Origin of the sequence: Leptolyngbya sp. FACHB-60 (genome assembly GCF_014695775.1) — a bacterium.
GTDB lineage: Bacteria > Cyanobacteriota > Cyanobacteriia > Phormidesmidales > Phormidesmidaceae > Nodosilinea.
This window is the reverse complement of sequence record NZ_JACJOX010000057.1, coordinates 1-17,903: the sequence shown is the minus strand read 5'-3', so window position 1 is coordinate 17,903 and position 17,903 is coordinate 1. Positions and strand designations below refer to the sequence as shown.

The following is a 17,903-nucleotide window of genomic DNA, read 5'->3' as shown; positions in this document are numbered from 1 at the left end:
CCATTATGATTGCATCGAACCCATTGAGTAGCCCTATCTTGAGCTTGAGCCAGTCTGCCCTGAGCGCTAACCAGGTTCGCAGCATGCTGCCCGTTGTTGTAGAGCAATCGGGGCGGGGGGAGCGGGCGTTTGACATTTACTCTCGTCTGCTGCGGGAACGCATTGTATTCTTGGGCACTCCGGTGATGGATGAGGTGGCTGACTCTATCGTTGCTCAGCTGCTCTACCTAGATGCTGAAGACCCCGAGAAGGATGTACAGCTTTACATCAACTCTCCAGGCGGTTCTGTGACAGCGGGCATGGCGATCTACGACACCATGCAGCAAATTCGCCCCGACGTAGTAACGATTTGCTTTGGGCTAGCAGCCAGCATGGGAGCGTTTTTGCTCTGTGCCGGCGCTAAGGGCAAGCGCCTCTCCCTGCCCAGCTCGCGGATTATGATTCACCAGCCCCTAGGGGGTGCCCAGGGTCAGGCCGTAGATATCGAGATCCAGGCGAGAGAGATTCTCTACCACAAGAACCGGCTGAATGAGCTGATTTCTCACCATACCGGGCAGCCGATAGAGCGCATTGAGGCTGATACTGAGCGCGACTTTTACATGTCTGCCGCTGAATCAAAAGCCTATGGGCTGATCGACGATGTTGTTGAGCAGCAATATCTTCCCGCCGCCCCCACTATGACTGCACTAAATTAGGGTCATTATTTTATGTCTAAGTACGACTCCCATCTTAAGTGCTCGTTTTGTGGCAAGTCTCAGGAGCAGGTGCGCAAGTTGATTGCGGGGCCGGGGGTCTACATCTGTGACGAGTGCGTTGACCTGTGCAACGAAATTTTAGACGAAGAGCTGTTTGACACGGGCACGGCGATCGCCCAGCCCGTGCCCCGGCGCGACACCCCTGCTGCCGATCGCCCGCGCACCGCTCCGACCATCGCCCTCAACCAAATTCCCAAGCCGCGGGAAATCAAGAATTACCTCGACGATCACGTCATTGGCCAAGATGAGGCCAAAAAGGTACTGTCGGTGGCGGTTTATAACCACTATAAGCGCCTCAGCTACCTGCAAGGGTCTGAGGGGGAATCAGCCGACGATGTCGTTGAGCTACAAAAGTCAAACATTCTGCTGATTGGCCCTACAGGCTGCGGTAAGACGCTGCTCGCTCAGACCCTGGCCCGCATTCTCGAAGTGCCCTTTGCCGTAGCTGACGCCACCACCCTCACCGAGGCGGGCTACGTGGGCGAAGATGTGGAAAATATTCTGCTGCGGCTGCTCCAGGTGGCCGACTTGGATGTGGAAGAAGCCCAGCGCGGCATCATCTACATCGACGAGATCGACAAAATTGCCCGCAAGAGCGAAAATCCTTCCATCACCCGCGATGTGTCGGGTGAGGGGGTGCAGCAGGCACTGCTGAAGATGCTGGAGGGCACCGTTGCCAACGTGCCGCCTCAGGGAGGGCGCAAGCACCCTTACCAAGACTGCATTCAGATCGACACCAGCAACATTTTGTTTATCTGCGGCGGTGCTTTCGTTGGGTTAGAAAAAATTGTTGAACAGCGGATCGGCAAAAAATCAATTGGCTTTGTGCAGCCGGGCGAAGGGCAGTTCTCTCGCGAAAAGCGTACCGCTGACGTGCTGCGTAACTTGGAGCCTGACGATCTGGTGAAGTTTGGCCTAATACCTGAATTTATTGGCCGCATTCCGGCGACCTCGGTGCTAGAGCCGCTAGATGAAGAGTCGCTAATGGCGATTTTGACTGAGCCGAAGAACGCGCTGGTGAAGCAGTTCCAAAAGCTGATGGTGATGGACAACGTGCAGCTTGAGTTTAAGCCGGATGCGCTGCGGGCGATCGCCCGTGAAGCCTATCGCCGCAAGACCGGAGCCCGTGCCCTACGCGGCATCATTGAAGAGCTGATGCTCGATATTATGTATGAGCTGCCCTCGCGCAAAGACCTGAAGCGCTGCATGATCACCCGCGAAATGGTGGAGCAGCGGTCTACCGCTGACCTGCTGCTGCATCCCTCGTCTATGCCTAAGCCCGAATCTGCTTAGCCATGCCCTACATTGACGTCAACCAGGTTAACCACTACTACGAGTGGGTAGGCACCGATACGCCGCGCGATCCAAGTTCTTCGAAGCCGGTGATGGTCTTTCTCCACGGTTGGGCCGGGTCAGCCCGCTATTGGCAGAGCACGGCAGCGGCATTGAGCGATCGCTATGACTGCCTGCTCTACGACATGCGCGGGTTTGGGCGATCGCGTCTGTCCCCCGATCAACAGGAGGCGGCTACGACGCGAGGCTACGAGCTAGATACCTACGCGGACGATTTAGCTGAGTTGCTAAAGGCTCTGAACCTACCCAAGGTGTCGATCAACGCCCACTCTATGGGGGCGTCGGTGGCAGTGTACTTTTTAAATCAGTACCCGGAGCTATGCGATCGCGCCATTCTTACCTGCAACGGCATCTTTGAGTACGACAAAGCTGCCTTTGAGGCCTTTTATAAGTTTGGCGGCTACGTGGTGGCCTTCCGGCCCAAGTGGCTGGGAAAAATTCCCCTGGCCCCACGCTTCTTTATGGCTCGGTTCCTCAGCCGCCCCATCCCTGCCGCTGAAAAGATTGCCTTTTTGGACGATTTTTTAAATGCAGACTATGCCACGGCCCTCGGCACTATCTTTACCTCGGTCAGCAAGAAAGCGACGGAGGTGATGCCCATCGAGTTTGCTAAAATTACTGTGCCGACGTTGCTGGTTGCAGGCGAATTCGACAAAATCACCCCCGCAGAGCTGGGGCGCACAGCAGCAGCTTTGAACCCCAAAATCGAGTACGCTCTGGTGAAAAATACTGGGCATTTTCCCATGCTTGAAGACCCAGAGACTTACCTCGGGTACGTCAATGAATTCCTGGCTTAAATTCACTTAGCTGCAATGGTTGCGTTGGCAGAGCCTCGCTTTAGCGTTATTCACCCTAAGCCTTATGGATGCGCTGCCACTTGATGAACTAATAGCGCTGGATCGCTGCCATGTGTGGCATCCCTACGCGCCAATGCCCAATACTGGCCCGGTATTTGCGGTGCGATCGGCCCAGGGGGTTTATCTAAAGCTAGAAACCGGGGAGCACCTGGTCGATGGCATGTCGTCATGGTGGACCTGCATTCACGGCTACAACCACCCCCGGCTGAACCAAGCCGCCCAGGAACAAATGGGCCGCATGAGCCACGTCATGTTTGGCGGGCTGACCCACCAACCGGCGGTGCAGCTAGCCCAAAAGCTGGTGGCAATAACGCCAGATCCTTTACAGCAGGTTTTTTTCTGCGATTCCGGCTCGGTAGCGGTAGAAGTAGCCATGAAGCTGGCGATCCAGTACTGGCACAACCGAGGAGAGCCGCAGAAACAGCACTTTCTGACCATTCGAAACGGCTACCACGGCGACACCTTTGCAGCTATGGCGGTGTGCGACCCAGTGAATGGCATGCACCATCTGTTTCGCCATAGCCTGGTGGAGCAGTATTTTGCCGATGCGCCTCAAATTCCCTTTGAGGGGGTGTGGGATGAGGCAGATATAACAAGTTTTGAGGCGATTTTGCAGCGCCACCACGGGGAGATTGCCGCCGCGATTTTTGAGCCGGTGGTGCAGGGGGCAGGGGGCATGCGGTTTTATAGCCCAGAGTATGTGCGGCGGGCCAGGGAACTGTGCGACCAGTACGGTGTGTTACTAATTCTCGATGAAATCGCCACAGGCTTTGGCCGCACCGGCAAGCTGTTTGCCTGCGAATACACGGGTGTCGCGCCGGATATTCTCTGCGTCGGCAAAGCCCTCACGGGCGGATTTATGTCCTTAGCGGCAACGCTGACCACCAATCACATTAGCGAAACCTTTGCCCAAGGTGAGGCCGGAGTATTTATGCACGGCCCCACTTTTATGGGCAATCCCCTTGCCTGCGCGGTGGCGTTGGAAAACTTGAACCTGCTGGCAAGCTACGACTGGGTGGCAAGGATAAGCGCTATAGAAACCCAACTCAAGCAGGAGCTAACCCCCTGCCGCGACCTACCAGCGGTGAAAGATGTGCGGGTCTTGGGAGCGATCGGCGTCGTCGAACTGCATGAGCCGGTGGATGTGGCGGTGGTGCAGCCCCAGTTTGTGCAGCATGGGGTGTGGTTGCGCCCTTTTGGCCGACTAGTCTACACGATGCCGCCTTACATTATTGAGCCAGAGCAGCTGCGGCAGATTACTCAAGCGATTTATGCAATTCTGAGCCAGGAATAATCGAAGTTTTGGGTGTAGAAGTCTGACTCATAGCGATCGGACGTGGCGATAGAATTCTCTCTCCCTGGGCTGGTTGCGGAGGGTACAGAGAGGCAAAGAACCGCTATGGGCCTATTCTAGACTGGCCAGCCATTGTACAAAGATCACAAAGAACGAAGCTCCGCTCTAGGACTGCGCCATGTCGGTGATTTACGAAGTTGAGCACGTTACTACCTACCGCTACGCTAGGCCAGTCACCTTCGGCCCCCACAAGGCAATGTTTCTGCCTCGGGGGAACTACAGCGGGCGGCTGTTGGAGTATGCCATCGATGTGAATGTGCCAGCTAAGGTGCATTGGATAAGCGATACCCTTTCGAACAATGTGGCGGTGATTGATATTGGTGCACCGGCCCAAGAACTGACCTTTACCTGTCGGTTTCGCGGTGAACACTTTGGCACTAAGGGCATTGACAACTTTCCTCTCGACGCCAGGGCGGAGGAGGTGCCGGTGCAGTACACCCCCGACGAGTGGACTGACCTGGCGGTATACCTACGGCCCCATGCCGAAGACCCCGATGGCTCGGTGGCGGCCTGGGCCAAACACTTTGTAGCGGGCGATCTGGATCGCACCAGTGAGGTGCTGAGCCGCATTATGAACACGATTCGCGACACTATTACTTACCGATCGCGGGTAGAGGAGGGCACTCAACCGCCAGGGGAAACCCTGCGGCTAAAATCGGGCACCTGCCGCGACTACGCCTGGCTGATGATAGAAACCCTGCGGCGGCTGGGGCTAGCCTGCCGGTTCGTGTCGGGCTACCTGTACGACTCGGCTCTTGATGGCGGCGACGTAGGCATGACCGGGTCGGGAGCCACCCATGCCTGGCTCCAGGTGTATCTACCAGGGGCGGGGTGGCTGGTGTACGACCCCACCAACCGGCTGACTGAAGGGTTTGATTTGATTGCGGTGGCGATCGCCCGTCACCCTGGTCAGGCGATTCCCCTCGCCGGCTCATGGTTTGGCAATGCGGGCGATTACTTGGGTATGGAGGTTTCGGTGGCGGTGCGCAAGCTGGGGGCGACGCCAGAGTTTAAGTGAGAAAGTTTTGAGTTTTGAATTTTGAGTTTTGGATTAAAGCCTCACGCAAAACCTCGAAACTAAGAACTCAAAATTCAAAACTAATCTATTCCATCCCCCTGTGCCCCCCTCTATCGCCCCAACAAATTGGGAATATCTGCACAACCGCCGGGAACTGTGGCGCGGGTAGCCTCACCGCCCCAGGCCCCGATGTAGCGGCGCTGTTCCTCAGACAGGCGGTACACGCCGCTAAAGTTAGCCCCTTCGACGACGGCCCCGGTGTTGGCTCCGGTGGTGTAGTCGGGTGCGCCAGTGCGGGTGCGGGGGGTGGCGGTGGCAGCATCTCCGTAAAAGAGCCGCGCCTCCATCAGGTCGGCCCCAGACAGATTGGCCTGGTACAGAATAGAGCGGGCAAAATTGGTTCTCACCAGGTCAGCTCGGCGCAGATCGGCGCGAATCAGGTTGGTTTCGCTGAGGTCGGCCCAGCGTAAATCGGTGCCCGTCAGGTCGGCGGTAGCTAGCATGGCCCCCAGATCGATGACGCGGGTGCCGTTGGGCCGGTCTTCTTCATAACCACCCCGGCCGTCTAGGATGGGGCGGCCCAAACGATTGTCGCGGCGCAGGGGCGTGAGCAGCTTAGAGCGGGAGAGAAAGCGCACCACCTTGGCCTTGCCCCCGGCATCGACGCTGCTGAGAATGGCGGCGGTGCGGGCTTCGGCGATGATGCGCTCCTGGGGCCAGTCTTCGAGCAGGCCCTCGTCATCGAGCACCAGTTCTGAAATGCCTTGAAAGTAGGCGTCGATGGTTTGCTGCTGGGTAATCAGGTTTTGCTGTTTGGTCAGGTCGCGGGAGATAACGTACTGCCGCCAGGCCACAAACAGGGCCAAAAAGGCGATGAAAATTTGCCCGATCGCCCCCAAAAAATCTCCTAAGGCCCCCAGAATATCCCACCGCAGAGTCAGCCCCCAGGTCAAAATGGCGCGGTTAATGCCGGTGATATTCATCAGCCCCACCAATCCCACCAGCACCCCAGGGATGGCAATCAGTAGCGACTGCTGCCGGGCAGAGAGTTCCCCCAGCACCTCTTGCAGAAAGGGCCACATGAGCCGAATCGACACCAGGGTAGCCACCAAAGACCCCGCCAGGGTGAGCCAAAAACTGCCGACGATCAGCCCTAGGCCGATCACCGCTACCGCTACGACAGTAATTGCGCTGGCTGAGGTAACCGCAGAGTCAACCAGCAGGGGCTCAACATTCATTGGGTCGGAGGGATCGACATCGAGCCGAGTAGCACCCGGAACAGCCCCCGTTGCGCTTTCGCCAGGGTACGGCCGAACGACTATCTGGCCTGGGGTAGCATCTGTGCCATTGTCTGGGGTAGAGGTGGGTAGCGGGGGCTGGGCTGGGTCAGGGGACAGGGGAGTCATGGGCGCGCAACAATGAGCAAGATCAAAACCAGGCCCCTGGGACACAGCGGCAAAGGGCAAATTGCCTGGCTATATTTAAGCACCTTAACCTTGGAACTACAGCCATTGAGGCGGGTTTGCCCCGTCGATAGGGCGAGGTGGCAAACCCCGACTAGGCGGCTCCGGCTCATCGACGGTAGACTGATGGGGGTTTTGCCCGCCAAAACGGGCGTTTCAGCACATATTGAGGAGGGTAGGGGCAGCGGCATTATGGTGATTACTGGGTTGATTTTGCTGGCCGCGATCGCGATTTTAGTCTGGGGCTACCGCCGGGCCTTGCCCTACGGCACCGTGGGCATCTTGGCCTGGCTGCAATCGGTGGTGCTGATGACCCCATGGCTGCTGTTCTTTGGGCTGTTTGCCCTGGGCATCTATATCAACCTGGCGGGGGTGCTGCTGCTGTTACTGGGGTCTACGGGTCTCTATATCTATTTGGGGCGACGGTTGCGCGCCCGGGGACAAGACAGCCTCTCGACCCAGCGACGCGCAGCGGTGCCAGACATGGACTCTATTCCAGAGAATACCAATCGCCTGGAGCCCCTCGATCAACCGACACCAGCCCCGACCACTCCAGAGGCGATCGCCCTTCCCCCGGAAGATTTGGCGCAGATCGAAGGCATCTTTGGCCTCGACACCTACTTTCGTACCGAGACGATTCCCTACGACCAGGGAGCCATTTTTCGCGGTAACCTGCGGGGTGAGCCAGCGGCCACCCAGACCAAGCTAGCAGAACGATTGCAGGAGCGACTGGGCGATCGCTACCGCCTGTTTTTAGTCGAAAACCTGGAGCAAAAGCCTACGGTGGTGGTGCTGCCCGCCACCGCCGATCCGGCCAAAGCCACCCTGGCTCAATGGGCGCTGGCAGGGGTGCTGGCGATCGCCACCCTTTTCACTGGCCTAGAAGCCGGGGCGATTTTGCAGGGCTTCGACCTGCTGCAAGACTTTTCTCGCTGGCGGGCCGCTCTGCCTTTTTTGGTGGCCTTGTTAGTCATCCTGCTCAGCCACGAAGCTGGTCACTGGATTGCCGCCCGACGCTACGGAGTGCGCCTCAGCCCACCCTTCTTCATCCCCGCCTGGCAGATTGGGGCCTTTGGCAGCCTCACTCGGTTTGAGTCACTGCTGCCCAACCGCAGCGTATTGTTTGACATTTCCCTAGCCGGGCCTGCTGCTGGCGGCATCATTTCCTTAGCAATGCTGGTGGGCGGGCTGCTGTTGTCGCACCCCGGCAGCGCCTTTCAAATTCCTTCCGGGTTCTTTCAGGGGTCGGTGCTGATCGGGGCCTTGGCCAAGGTAGTGCTGGGCTCAGCGCTGCAAGAGCCCCTGGTGGATATTCACCCGCTCACCATCATGGGCTGGCTAGGGCTAGTGATCACCGCCCTCAACCTGATGCCCGCCGGGCAGCTCGATGGCGGCCGCATGGTGCAGGCTATCTATGGCCGCAAAACCGCCAACCGCACGACGGTGTTTACCCTGGTGGTGTTAGCCCTAGTGGCGTTGGCCAATCCCCTAGCCCTCTACTGGGCCGGGGTAATTGTGATCTTGCAGCGCACCCTAGAGCGCCCCTGCCTGAACGATATTTCTGAACCCAACGACGCCCGCGCTGCCCTCGGATTGCTGGCCCTGTTTTTGGCCCTGACGGTGCTGCTGCCCCTGACTCCAAGCTTGGCCGGGCGGCTAGGGATTGGAGCGTAATGGAGTGGGGGAGTGGGAGGTAGGGGGTTAAGAGTGTTTAGGTTGTTCGGCCATCACCCACCCATCCACTCCCTGCCCTTACCCCACCGGCTCCACTTGAATCTCCCCCAGCCGCTGAGCCAAGTAGGCGGCGGCAGTAATTGGGGGAAATTGAGGCATGCCTCCGGTGCGATCGACCAAACTATCTACCGGGGTCAGGTCAATCTCAGGACGGGGATGCACAAAAAACGGCATTGACAGGCGAGCCTGGTTGCTGGGTTGGGGATTGACCACCCTATGGGTAGTGCTCCTAAACAGCCCATTGGTGAGATTTTGCAGCATGTCGCCGGTATCTACTACGATCTGGCCGGGGGTGGTTTTAACGGGCAGCCACTGCCCATCCTGGGTAAGAATTTCAAGTCCTGGGGCGGTAGCCTCGCAGAGCAGGGTAATGAGATTGATATCTTCGTGGGGGGCTGCCCGCAGACTACCGGCGGCAGGTTGGCCCACGGGCGGGTAGTGGGCCAGGCGCAGCACTGTGTTGCCACCGCTGGCCATAGCTACCAGCCAGTCGCTGGGCTGACCTAGATAGTCACTACAGGCCGCTAGCAGCACTTCCGCACAGGCCATAAGCTGCTCGTATAGGCGGGTCATCACCGGGCGAAAGGAGGGCACCTCCTGGGGCCAGGGCGAGTCGGTGGCTGTGAGGCTGTGGCGATTGACGTGCCAAAATTCCTTGAGATCGGGTAGGGTGTGGCCCTTAGCCTGCTCACTGCCAAAACTCGAAAAGCCTACCTCACCCTGATACTGGGGTAGGGAGTACTGAGTTTTGGCGGCATCGGGTAGGGCAAAGAACTCAGTAGCCACTTGGTAGGCTCGCCGCACCACCTCTGGCGAAACCGGGTGGGGTTCCAAAATAAAAAAGCCAACCTCTTCTAGGGCCTGGCCCAGGGTTGCGATCGCCCGCTGTCGTACCGCCGTAGGGCCAATTAAATCTGCATAAGACACCACAGGAATGGGCGGCCGGGTCATGGTGTGATCCTTGGAGAGGATAAAATAGGTTGGCTGGATTGTAGCAGCCCAGTCAAGGGTCAATAGCTGGCCGCAGTCGCTGTTTCTAAGCGAGCGATTGCCAGCGCATGGCGACCCCAAACTTAGCAAAACTCGACGCTCAAGCGGTTTAATCACCCGAGATGCCTGGGCATAATGCGATAAAGTTGGGCTACATGGCTTGCTAACGCTTTATTGCCTGTGAACACTTCTGCTAACCAAGAGCCCAGTCTAATGCTGCATATCGGCGACCAAGTGTTGACGCCCGCCGATGTTGTACCCCGGCTACAGCGTTACGGCATGTTGCCCGCCCTGATCAAAGAACTGGTGATTGACCAGGCGATCGCGGCGATCGCCCTCACCTCAGAGCAGAGCGCCCAGGCCCTAGACCAATTTTTGCAGGCCAATCAGGTGACGACCCCCGAACAACAGCAGGGGTTTTTAGCCCAGCGGGGGCTGACCGAAGGCGATCTTTTAGCGCTAGCTCAGCGGGCTCAAAAGCTTCAGCAGTATAAGCTCGACACCTGGGGCCACCAGGTCGAGTCTCACTTTTTACAGCGCAAGGGTCACCTCGATCGAGTTCTGTACTCTTTGATTCGCACCCGCGATGCGGGCCTAGCTCAAGAGCTTTACTTTCGCATCAAAGACGACGGCCAACCCTTGGCCGACCTAGCCCGCCAGTATTCCGAAGGGCAAGAGGCTCAGACCGGCGGCCTGATCGGCCCCGTAGAGCTATCGGTACCCCATCCCGCCCTGGCCCGGATTCTCTCCATTAGCCAACCCGAGCAGCTCTGGCCCCCGACCCGCGTCGGTGAATGGTTTGTGGTGGTGCGCCTGGAGAAATTTTTGCCAGCTCGACTGGATGACGCCACTCGCCAACGTCTGATCGACGAGCTGTTTAACACCTGGCTAGCTGAGCAAGTGCAGCGGGAGCTTCAGGCCAATGCCCTCTCAGTAGCGAATTCTCTGCCAACAAAAGCCGACTAGCCCGACGTAATCTTTCCTTGGCGAAGGTAAACCTTTGCGAACTACGGAGGTCAAACCTAGGGCGATCGCCCATCATGAACTCGTGGTACACCCTTAACATTTTGATACGATATGTCGGGACAGCCCAAGGAGGTCAATGATGGCCCGCTTTCAACCGATGTACTGGGGAGTGGGGGTGCTGATGGTCACCGCCACCTTCAGTGGTTTAGCTGGTAGAGCCCTGGCAGAAACCCTGCCCCTAAACAATCCAGCAGAGCCTGAAGAGGCTACTCCGTTAACTATTCAAAGGCCGCGACCTGGATTAGGCGCAGCTGAGGGGAGCTTTCCTGAGGCCTATGTGCTGGGACCGGGCGATCGCATCCGCATCGATATTTTTAACATCCCAGAGTTTAGCGGCCCCGAAAACGGTATTCACGAGGTACTGGTCGATGGCACCCTGTCTCTTCCCATGGCTGGGGTAGTAGCCGTGCAAGGGCTAACCCTAGCCGAAACCCAAGCGGCCCTAGTCGCCAGTTATGCCCCATTGCTGACCCGTCCGCCTCAGCTCACCGTTACGCTGCTGTCGGCCCGCCCGGTGCGGGTGGTGGTGGCTGGCGAAGTTAACCGCCCTGGCACCTACACCATTGAGCTAGAGGCCGAGGCCAGTGGGGGCAGCGCTGGAGCCGGTCGCCAGTGGCCCACCCTCACCCAGGTGATTCAGGAAGCGGGGGGCATTACCCAGCAGGCCAACATCAAAGATATTCAGGTGCGGCGGCCCCAGTTCCAGGGTGAAGCTGTTCTCACCACCAGTTTGTGGGAGCTAATTCGCACCGGCGACATTAGCCAAGATGTGCGCCTGCGCGACGGCGACACCATTGTGATTCCCAAAGCCGTAGCGATTGTGCCCGAGGAGTCAGTGGCGATTTCTAGCGCCAACTTTTCTCCAGCGGAAATACCGGTGCAAGTAGTGGGTGAAGTGGCGAGCCCCGGCGGCGTGACGCTGCCCGCCAACGCCACCCTCAACCAAGCCATTCTGGCTGCGGGCGGGTTTGAAAGTAGTCGGGCCCAGAGTTCTGCAGTAAAACTAGTCCGGCTCAACCCCGACGGCAGCGTCGACCAACGCACCGTGAATGTCGATCTATCTGCGGCAGCTAACGACACTACTAACCCGATATTGCGTCCCAACGACGTGGTGATTGTGGATCGCAATATCGCCGCCGCCGCTGGCGACACCATAGGACTCTTTCTGCGTCCGTTTACGTCTCTGACTACTGTCTTGAGGCTGCTGGGGTTTTAATTTCGCGCCCCGGATACTGTCTCAACTCCCCAAAAAATTGTGGTTCAGGTTCAAACAGGTTTGAATCTAGGTCAATTTTTGAGTTTTGAGTTATAAGTTAACGAACTCTTGGGAGCATTCCCAGATAGCCCCTATGCCTTTTCCCCCCTCCTCCACCCATGAAACCAATGGCAATGGTCATAGCCATGCCAAGCCTGGTTTTATGACTGTTATGGCTCCGCCATCCCTGGTAGAACCGAAAGATGAGGTAGACTTTAACCGGCTCGTAGGGGTGTTTAGGCGTCGAGCAGGCGTCTTTTTAGGGGTGGCAACCCTCTCCTTGGCAGGGTTTACCCTTTGGAACCTCACCCGTCCACCGGCCTACAGCGGCAGTGCTAGTTTGCTGGTGGAGCCCGTTACTGCCGTTAATACGCCGGGGCTGGAGACTGTTACCGGAGCGCCGGGTCCATCGGTTTCTAGGCTTGATTACACGAGCCAAATTCGAGTGCTGCGCGGCCCAGCGGTGATCAATCCCATTTTGGCCAAAATTCAGCAGCGCTACCCCAACATTACCTATAATTCCCTGCTTGGTGGTCTGAACATTATTCAAGAAGGCGAATCTAAGGTGCTGCGCATCAGCTACAACAACGCTGACCCAGAAGTAGCGGCGTTTGTTCTAAACCAGGTGGTTGAAGGGTTTGTCAACTACAGCGTGCAAGACCGTCAGGGAGATCTGCGCCGAGGTCTGACGTTTTTAGATGAACAATTGCAAGAAAAATGGCAGGAAGTTGCGGCCATTGAGGGAGACCTCAGCGAGTTTCAAAAGCGCTATGACTTGGTCGATGTCAACGCCACTAGTGAAAGCGTTACCCAACGGCTTAACCAGATGCTGGCTGACCAAGAACAGCTGCGGGTCGAGCTTAGTGCCCTAGACCCCCTCTACGAAAATCTGCGGGAGCAGGTAGGCTTTGACCCCGATACCGCCATTCGAGTAGCGAACCTCAACGAGTCACCGACCTACCAAGCGCTGCTGGGAGATTTGCGCGAAATCGAACAGACTATTGCCGCCGAGTCAGCCCGGTTTCAGGCCGACACCCCTATGATTGAGGCACTGACAGACCAGCGGCAGCAGCTTTTACCGCTGCTAGAAGCGGAAGCCCAGCGCCTAGTGGGATCGACAGTAGAAGCTGAAACCCTAGGCTACCAAGGATCGGTAAGTCAAGATTTGATGCAGCAGCTGGTCGACACCGCTAACCAGATGCAGGTCTTGCAAACTCAAGATCAAGCGATTGGCCAGGTTGTGCAGCAGCTGCGGGCAGAGATTCAGCGGCTGGCGGATCTCTCTCGATCGTATCAACAGATCAGCCGCGAGTTGACCGTAGCGGAGACTAGCCTCGATCAGCTTTTGGCGAGCCGGCAAGATCTGCGGTTTCAGATGGCGCGGCAGGCATCGCCGTGGGAGCTGATTTCTCCCCTGAATGAGACAAGCATTACCCAAACCAGCAATCTGCCTCGCAAGCTGCTGCTCAGCACGGTACTGAGCCTGATGCTGGGAGGGGTTGCGGCATTACTGCGCGATCGCCTCGACCAAGCTTTTCACAGCGTTGACGAACTGGTCAAAGCGACTCAGTTGCCCAACCTGGCTGGGGTACCTAACGCCCCAGCTCTGCAAAAGCAGCCCCTGCTGATGGTGCCCAACCTATCGGCCACCATGGCCGATGTGCTCACTCAAAACCAGAGTCCCCACAAGCTATACACTTCCTTCAGCTTTGCCGAGGCATTCTACTCACTAGAGGCCAACCTGCGCATGCTCAGCTCTGATACCCCTATACAGGTGGTAGCGCTGACATCCTCAGAGCCCGGCGAGGGTAAATCAACCATATGTGCCCACCTAGCCATTGCCGCCGCCAACATGGGCCGCCGAGTGCTGTTAATTGATGGCGATCTGCGTAAGCCCAGTCAGCACCTAATTTTTGGCCGTCCAAACCGCCAGGGGTTGAGCGATCTGATTACTCAACCGCTCGATGATCCTATGGATTTGGTTCAGGTGATACCGGGCAATCCCAACCTGCACTTGCTAACGGCTGGGGCGCGGCCCCCAGCCCCTGGTCGCCTGCTGTCATCCCGCAAAATGCAGCAAATTACTGAGCAGTACCGCCGCCACTTTGATCTGATGATTTTTGATACCCCACCCCTAGCGGGCGGGATGGTCGACGCCAAGCTGGCCGCAGCCCACGCCGATGGGCTACTACTAGTGGCGCGGCTCAACCGGTCTGAGCGGACGGAGATTCAAAGGGTGCTGGCCGATCTGGGCAACACAGCTCAGGCTCCGCTGCTAGGTCTGGTAATCAACGGCGTGCCCCACAGCCGCCAGAGTGGCTACGACTATTACTACGGTTACTACGGTCGCCCCAGAGTGACCGCAGGCATCGAGGATGGTTAGCCGGTGGTTGCCCTGTTAACAGCAGGTGTGGTGACGACAACGGGATGTGAGGAGCAATAGGTAATGAAGCGTAAATCAAGACCACTGATCACCGGCGGACTATTGGGGCTAGCTGGGCTCGGGTTGCTGCCATCGCGGGCTGAGGCCACCCCTGAGAACTTAGCGGTAGTCCCTGAGCCTAGTCTAGGCACGGATCTGGCGGTAGACCCGCACCCGGTGGTGGTGCCCGAACCGTCGGCCCAGGCCACTGAACCCCAGCTCCATGAGCAGGGAGCGCCCCAGCCCGCATGGACTCCAGATGGAGATCGCCCGGTTGTAGCGGCGGCGACTGCTGCCCAGCAACCGGTGACGGCAGCAGCGACGGTCGACATCTCTCAGCCAGAGGCCACCGCGATCGCCCCTGCCGTCGCCCCAAACCCGGCATTGGTGAGCCCAGAGCCCCCAGCCAGTACCCTGGCCCTGCCAGTAACCCCTGCGCCTGCGCCAGAGGTCATTCAGGCTGAAATGACAGAGGTTGCGGAGACCGCAGATAGTGACCAGGCTGCGATCGCCAGCCATCCCATCGGCACACCTGCTACCCCGGTAGTGGCTGAGAACCTCAATGCCAACACCGAGGCCGCACCAACCGTTACCCCAGCTGAAACCTTAACTGCAATTAGCGCCAAACCCGCAGCTAGCAAGCCTGCCCAAGCCCTTCAGCTACCGGAGGTAGAACCCCACTCCGCAATTCCCGCCGCGATCGCCGCCACAGCATCAGAGGATTTAGCTGCCACCTCAACTTTGGCGATCGCCCCCCACCCTGCCCCTGCAGCCGGGGTCGCGGCATCGGGAGCCGCACCGCGCCAGGCAACCGATGATGTGGCAGGTCTGCGATCGCGGGCAACAACGGTTCAAGCCTTGCTGCGCGATCTGCGTACCGCCTACGGCCTAGAGATCCAGAGTGCCCCTGCCCGCCAAGTCTCCCAACCTGAAACCGTGAGTCGAGGGCCACAGCTACCGCCGTTGCCCTCGCGAGCTGACCGTACCGCTGCGGCTGCAAACACCGTCGCCAACCAAATTCCCGTAGCCGCCCCGTTGTCTTCCCTCTCGGTAGCTCGCCAGACCGTTGGGCCAGAGCCGCAGTTACCGTCGTTCGCTGACCGCAGCCCCAACGTCACTCTAGCCTTGCCGCGCCCCCAGCCCACCCTCTCGACGGGGCGGGCCGCCCTCGCCGCGCCACCGGTAGAGCTAGCCGCAGCGCCGCTCTCCGCAGATACGGTTCCGGCTGTCACCACCGCTCAAACCACGCCGTCAACCCCTGATACAACCCAACTACGGAACGGTCTGCGCGTCGCACCGCTCACGACTGCCGCCGAAGCCGCACGTTCCTTTCCTCCCTCGCCTAATGCCGGCATTCCATCCGCCTTTGGAGCCAACTGGGGAGATGTGTTTTTTAGCGCCTCGCTAGCTGGAGCCGATCGCATTCGCCCTGAGGCCGATGGCAGCCTCTCCATGGGCTTTGGGTTAGGCGACTCGCGCCGGGCTGTGGGGGTCGAGCTAGCCTACAACCTACAGAGCGTGCGACGGTTTGGCGAGAACGGTGGCTTCGACGCCAAGGTCCATCGTCAGGTCTACAGCAGCGAAGAAACCCAAGTGGCAGCGGCCGTAGGGCTGAATAATTTTGCGTCCTACGGTACCAATGCCGGCGGCGGCGAATCCAGCCTCTATGGTGTGGTCACGGCGGCGCATCTCCTCCAGCCAGAACACCCCTACAACCGGTTGCCAATCACGGCCTCACTGGGGCTAGGGGGTGGTGCCTTCAGCGGTGAGAGTAGCGATGTCGGAGTGTTTGCCGGCGTTGGGCTCCAGGTGCATCCACAGTTTTCTATCAATACTGCCTGGAGTGGTGTGGGTGTAAATGTGGGAGCTTCCATTGTGCCAGTGACCACGCTGCCCCTCACCCTCAATCTGCTCTACGGCGACATCGGCAACAATACGCGAGCAGGTTCCGTCGCAGTATTAAGCATCGGCTATGGTTTTAACTTCGGCCCCCAATTTTAAGCTTCCTTCATTCTGCTACCGTTTTCTTCGACATTGACTGCACCCCATCCTCTTTAGGAGAATCCTCGTGGACAAACTGGCGCGCCCGCTGCGGCAAAAATGGCTCATGCTAATTCTGGTAGGCGGGGGCTTGGCGATCGCCCTGCCCGGACACAGTGGTTCGGTCCCTACAGGGCTGACTAGCGGCGTCAGTGTCGGCGGCTCAAATTTGTTGCCTATTGGCGCCTCGACCCTATGCATTTATCAAGAGGTGGATCAAGAGGCGGCTCAAGAGGTGGAGCCAGTCGTATGCCAAGAAGAGCGGCTGGAGTCGGCCTCTGCCAACGCCACAGTAGACCCTGTTACTGGCGATATCACCCTGACCGTCGCCGCCCAGCAGGCGCTCAACACCTCAGCCAATCAGATTGCTCAGGGGCTCAGGGGCACTAACCCAGTCCTGGCCATTCTCCTGACCACACCCAGAGAAATCAGCTTAACCAGCCCTAGCCCTGTAGGAGCCAGCGGCCCCAGTGAGGACCAAGATGCCTACGAGACGGTAGCTGACCTAGCGGCAGCAGCAGCAGCGGCGATCGCCAATGGCGAAAGCGTCTCCCTCACCAGCAGTCAAATGACTCTCGGTATTGCCGCCCCAACCGTTGCCCAAGCTAGTGGCAGCAATCCTATCCTGGTCACCTCGGCGGTATTTACAGCCCAGGGCGGCACCCCCATGGTGGCACCCCTGAGGGGCACCATGTCGCAAATTTCTAATACCACCGGCTTTTTAGCCGCTGCCTTTGCAACTGGTCTCACTCCTAACCAAGTGGCTCCCTTCACCGAAATGGCTCTAGTCGGAGGCAACTACCGCGATTTAGTGTTGCTGTTCAACGCCGTTAGTGGGTTAATCCCCCCCCAGCCCCAGCCTCGCTCTACAGCCTTGGCCATCGACCCCACTCAGCTAGAGGAAGCCATCCAGGCCTACAACCGCATTGTCGATAATAGTGCTCCAGAAACCCTGGTAACCCTGAGCGAAAACTCCGATTTTGTCGCCCTAGGGCGATCGCTGCAACAGCTGCGGGCTGCCATTGAGGCGGTTAGTTAGTGTCTTAAATCCGTCAATTGCACATAAAATATCCATTCCCACGCTCAAAATTGTGAGGAGTAAATCTCAGTTATGGAAGCAGTTTTAATCGAGCTACACTTCCTCAGAATAGATCTTCACTAAACTGCTGCCTTGATTGCAGTGGTTTGGGTTCGAGTGAGCAAAAAAATAGCTAAACAACCCCAGCTTATTTGACTAGCTGCATCTCTTTGGTAGTGTTCTAGACCTGTGTATTGGGACAAAATACGAAGAGTCCCGAACCCGCTCTCCACTCATGGTTCTCGAACCCATTTACTGCCCCACGTGTCACACCCCTGATGTCGTCAAAAATGGCAAAAGCGATGAAGGCAAGCAGCGCTATCGCTGCCGCAACCCCGAGTGTTCGCGGGCCTCTTTCATTCTCGACTACACCTACCGAGGCTACTTGCCTGAGGTCAAACGTCAAATCAGTGATATGGCCATGAATGGCAGCGGCATTCAGGGCACCGCTCGGGTGCTGAAGGTGAGTCCGACGACCGTGATTGAGGAACTAAAAAAAACATCGGCATCTGGAGCCGGTTAACCGAGCCCTGTTAGAGCAGACGCCAACGCCTCCCA

General features: G+C 58.0%; 14 protein-coding genes. 12 read left to right on the top strand and 2 right to left on the bottom strand.

Annotated elements, in window-relative coordinates; genetic code table 11:
- Nucleotides 1–5: 5 nt before the first annotated feature.
- From clpP to H6F57_RS20880, 5 genes are all read left to right on the top strand, one after another.
- On the top strand, nt 6–695 hold the full coding sequence (gene clpP / locus H6F57_RS20900; protein ID WP_190628223.1) for an ATP-dependent Clp endopeptidase proteolytic subunit ClpP: 690 nt from the start codon (nt 6–8) through the stop codon (nt 693–695).
- A gap of 12 nt (nt 696–707) precedes the next feature.
- Nucleotides 708–2,048, top strand: a complete 1,341-nt coding sequence (gene clpX, locus H6F57_RS20895) for an ATP-dependent protease ATP-binding subunit ClpX (RefSeq protein ID WP_190628220.1) — start codon at nt 708–710, stop codon at nt 2,046–2,048.
- 2 nt (nt 2,049–2,050) lie between these two features.
- Entirely contained in the window at nt 2,051–2,905 is an 855-nt protein-coding gene (locus tag H6F57_RS20890) for an alpha/beta hydrolase (protein WP_190628218.1), read from the top strand.
- A 64-nt stretch (nt 2,906–2,969) separates the two neighbouring features.
- The gene (bioA, locus tag H6F57_RS20885) at nt 2,970–4,259 is read left to right on the top strand and encodes an adenosylmethionine--8-amino-7-oxononanoate transaminase (RefSeq protein WP_190628215.1); all 1,290 of its coding nucleotides are present in this window, start codon (nt 2,970–2,972) and stop codon (nt 4,257–4,259) included.
- A gap of 178 nt (nt 4,260–4,437) precedes the next feature.
- Nucleotides 4,438–5,337 carry a transglutaminase family protein gene (locus H6F57_RS20880; RefSeq protein WP_190628213.1) on the top strand — a complete coding sequence of 300 codons (900 nt, stop codon included), beginning with the start codon at nt 4,438–4,440 and terminating at the stop codon, nt 5,335–5,337.
- A gap of 110 nt (nt 5,338–5,447) precedes the next feature.
- On the opposite strand, the gene H6F57_RS20875 is transcribed toward H6F57_RS20880, so the two are convergent.
- Nucleotides 5,448–6,743 (bottom strand): pentapeptide repeat-containing protein, encoded by a 1,296-nt coding sequence (locus H6F57_RS20875; RefSeq protein ID WP_190628211.1) that lies wholly within the window; start codon nt 6,741–6,743, stop codon nt 5,448–5,450.
- 249 nt (nt 6,744–6,992) lie between these two features.
- Here H6F57_RS20875 and H6F57_RS20870 point away from each other — a divergent pair, with 249 nt between their 5' ends.
- A complete protein-coding gene (locus tag H6F57_RS20870) occupies nt 6,993–8,474 on the top strand; it encodes a site-2 protease family protein (RefSeq protein WP_190628364.1) in 1,482 nt (493 codons plus the stop codon).
- Nucleotides 8,475–8,552: 78 nt separating this feature from the next.
- Here the strand turns inward: H6F57_RS20870 and H6F57_RS20865 are convergent, their stop codons facing one another.
- Entirely contained in the window at nt 8,553–9,485 is a 933-nt protein-coding gene (locus H6F57_RS20865; protein WP_190628209.1) for an isopenicillin N synthase family oxygenase, read from the bottom strand.
- A 219-nt stretch (nt 9,486–9,704) separates the two neighbouring features.
- Between H6F57_RS20865 and H6F57_RS20860 the strand changes: the two genes are divergently transcribed.
- The 6 genes from H6F57_RS20860 to H6F57_RS20835 all read left to right on the top strand — a co-directional run bounded on the left by H6F57_RS20860 (nt 9,705) and on the right by H6F57_RS20835 (nt 17,868).
- A complete protein-coding gene (locus H6F57_RS20860; RefSeq protein WP_313933607.1) occupies nt 9,705–10,490 on the top strand; it encodes a peptidylprolyl isomerase in 786 nt (261 codons plus the stop codon).
- 139 nt (nt 10,491–10,629) lie between these two features.
- Nucleotides 10,630–11,766, top strand: coding sequence for an SLBB domain-containing protein (locus H6F57_RS20855; protein WP_190628206.1), 1,137 nt, complete (start codon nt 10,630–10,632; stop codon nt 11,764–11,766).
- A gap of 133 nt (nt 11,767–11,899) precedes the next feature.
- Nucleotides 11,900–14,188, top strand: coding sequence for a polysaccharide biosynthesis tyrosine autokinase (locus tag H6F57_RS20850; RefSeq protein ID WP_190628205.1), 2,289 nt, complete (start codon nt 11,900–11,902; stop codon nt 14,186–14,188).
- Nucleotides 14,189–14,251: 63 nt separating this feature from the next.
- Nucleotides 14,252–16,228, top strand: coding sequence for a hypothetical protein (locus H6F57_RS20845; protein ID WP_190628203.1), 1,977 nt, complete (start codon nt 14,252–14,254; stop codon nt 16,226–16,228).
- A gap of 67 nt (nt 16,229–16,295) precedes the next feature.
- The gene (locus H6F57_RS20840; RefSeq protein ID WP_190628200.1) at nt 16,296–17,306 is read left to right on the top strand and encodes a hypothetical protein; all 1,011 of its coding nucleotides are present in this window, start codon (nt 16,296–16,298) and stop codon (nt 17,304–17,306) included.
- Between the two features lie 274 nt (nt 17,307–17,580).
- Nucleotides 17,581–17,868, top strand: a complete 288-nt coding sequence (locus H6F57_RS20835; RefSeq protein WP_199289603.1) for an IS1 family transposase — start codon at nt 17,581–17,583, stop codon at nt 17,866–17,868.
- The last annotated feature ends 35 nt before the right edge of the window (nt 17,869–17,903 follow it).